Below are 1,892 nucleotides of genomic sequence, written 5' to 3'. Positions count from 1 at the left end.
GCCCGGAAGGCAGGGGGCGGGCCGCACGCGGGCCGCTCAGGACCCTCTCAGGACTGAGGCCGTCGACCGTGGTTGGCGGCGTTCTTACGGCGTGCCTTCTTCTTACGGCGCCGCTTCGATGACATGTCGGCTCCTTCTTCTCGTGACGCTTTCCACCAGGGGGGTCTCGCCCGTGGTGATCACTGACTCTCGTACCCCACCGTCGCGAGCCCACCCGCTCCCCGTGCAAGAACGGGAAGGTTCGACATGTGTCAAAATAGACACATGTCGAATGCGAATGCGAAAGCGCTGCCGCTGCTGGAGTCGGAGGTGGCACCGTGCTGCCCGCCGCTGACCGAACGCCCCTTCACCGCGGAAGAAGCCGAGCGCACCGCCGCGATGTTCAAGGCGCTCGGTGATCCGGTACGCCTGCGCCTGTTCTCGCTGGTCGCCTCCTATCCGGCGGGCGAGGCGTGTGTGTGCGACATCTCCGATGTAGGTGTCTCCCAGCCCACCGTCTCCCACCATCTGAAGAAGCTCCGGGAGGCGGGACTGCTGGTCTCGGAGCGGCGCGGGACCTGGGTGTACTACCGCGTCGAGCCCTCGGTCCTTGCCGCGATGGGCCGGATACTCGGGTGCGTCGCCGCGTGAGTGATCAGCACACCCGCACGGCAGTCGTCATCCGGGCGATGAACGCGGCGCACGCGGACCAAGTCCTGGCCGTCTACCAGGCGGGCATCGACGAGGGCAACGCGACCTTCGAGACCGCCGCCCCCACCTGGGCCGCGTTCGACGCGGCCAAGCTCACCGGGCACCGGTTCGTCGCCCTGGCTCCGGGCAGCCGCCGCGTATGCGGCTGGATCGCCGTAGGGAAGGTCTCCGAGCGGCCCTGTTACGCGGGGGTGGTCGAGCATTCGGTATACGTGGCCCCCGAGGCGCGCGGCCTGGGAGTGGCCCAGGCGCTGCTGGAGGTGCTGATCGCCTCCACCGAGGCTGCCGGGATCTGGTCCATCCAGGCCGGCATCTTCCCCGAGAACACCGCCAGCGTCGCCCTGCACCTGCGCGCGGGGTTCCGGACCATCGGCACGCGCGAGCGCGTCGGCCGCCACCACGGAGTCTGGCGCGACGTCCAGCTCCTGGAGCGCCGCAGCCCTCTCGTCGACTGAACCTTCCTTTGGCCTTCCCCGCACCGGAAGCGCACCATGGTGACTGAGGGGGCCCTTTCGGTGCCGTTGCCCGTAGAACCCTCGGATGGTGCCCGGACCCCGGAGCGCGACCGCCGGAGGTGCAGAGCGGTGACCAAGTTCATGGACGTTCATCACGGAATGCGCGGCATCACCTCGGACCAGCTGGACGCGGCCCATCGGGCGGACCTCGCGATCGAGGACGAGGAGGGCGTGCACTTCGAGAAGGCCTGGGCCGACCCGGAGTCGGGGACCGTCTTCTGCCTCTCCGAAGGCCCCTCGGCCGGAGCCGTCCGGCGCGTACACGAACGGGCCGGGCACGCCGCCGACGAGATCCACCCCGTCCCGCTCAGCGTGTGACCCCGGCGCTGCCGTACGTGGCCGGCTACGCGAAGGAGCAGGGCAGCAGCCAGGGAACGTGCACAGTGCAGGATTCGCGCGCGCCCCGCGCGCGCAGAGCAATGACAGGAGGCAGGACGATGACATTCGTTCAGATCATCGAGTACGAGACGACTCGCGCGGACGAGTTGGACGCCGTCTTCGACCAGTGGCTGAGCGCCACCGAAGGCAAGCGCACCGTCATGCACGAGCTGCACACGCGTGACCGCGAGAACCCCTCCCACTTCGTCGACATCGTCGAGTTCCCCTCCTACGAGAAGGCGATGGAGAACAACGACCTGCCGGAGACGCAGGGCGTCGCCGAGCAGATGCGCGCTCTGTGCACCGGCG

Annotated in this window: 4 protein-coding genes; all 4 read left to right on the top strand. The window is 68.8% G+C overall.

Annotated elements, in window-relative coordinates:
• Positions 1-264: 264 nt before the first annotated feature.
• Positions 265-630 (top strand): ArsR/SmtB family transcription factor, encoded by a 366-nt coding sequence (locus ACRDP3_RS27850; RefSeq protein ID WP_431519790.1) that lies wholly within the window; start codon positions 265-267, stop codon positions 628-630.
• Between the two features lie 38 nt (positions 631-668).
• On the top strand, positions 669-1,145 hold the full coding sequence (locus tag ACRDP3_RS27845; RefSeq protein WP_431519791.1) for an N-acetyltransferase family protein: 477 nt from the start codon (positions 669-671) through the stop codon (positions 1,143-1,145).
• Between the two features lie 129 nt (positions 1,146-1,274).
• The gene (locus ACRDP3_RS27840; RefSeq protein WP_431519789.1) at positions 1,275-1,523 is read left to right on the top strand and encodes an SCO4226 family nickel-binding protein; all 249 of its coding nucleotides are present in this window, start codon (positions 1,275-1,277) and stop codon (positions 1,521-1,523) included.
• A 119-nt stretch (positions 1,524-1,642) separates the two neighbouring features.
• Positions 1,643-1,892, top strand: a 250-nt coding sequence (locus ACRDP3_RS27835; RefSeq protein WP_431519788.1) for a hypothetical protein, incomplete at its 3' end; no start/stop codon positions are given.

Origin of the sequence: Streptomyces sp., assembly GCF_050698815.1 — a bacterium.
Classification (GTDB): domain Bacteria; phylum Actinomycetota; class Actinomycetes; order Streptomycetales; family Streptomycetaceae; genus Streptomyces.
This window is presented reverse-complemented; position numbering and strand designations above follow the sequence as displayed.

What these genes read in the sequence shown, in the direction of transcription:
- ACRDP3_RS27850 (WP_431519790.1), top strand. Translation starts at nt 265, where the DNA reads ATGTCGAATGCGAATGCGAAAGCGCTGCCGCTGCTGGAGTCGGAGGTG.
- ACRDP3_RS27845 (WP_431519791.1), top strand. Translation starts at nt 669, where the DNA reads ATGAACGCGGCGCACGCGGACCAAGTCCTGGCCGTCTACCAGGCGGGC.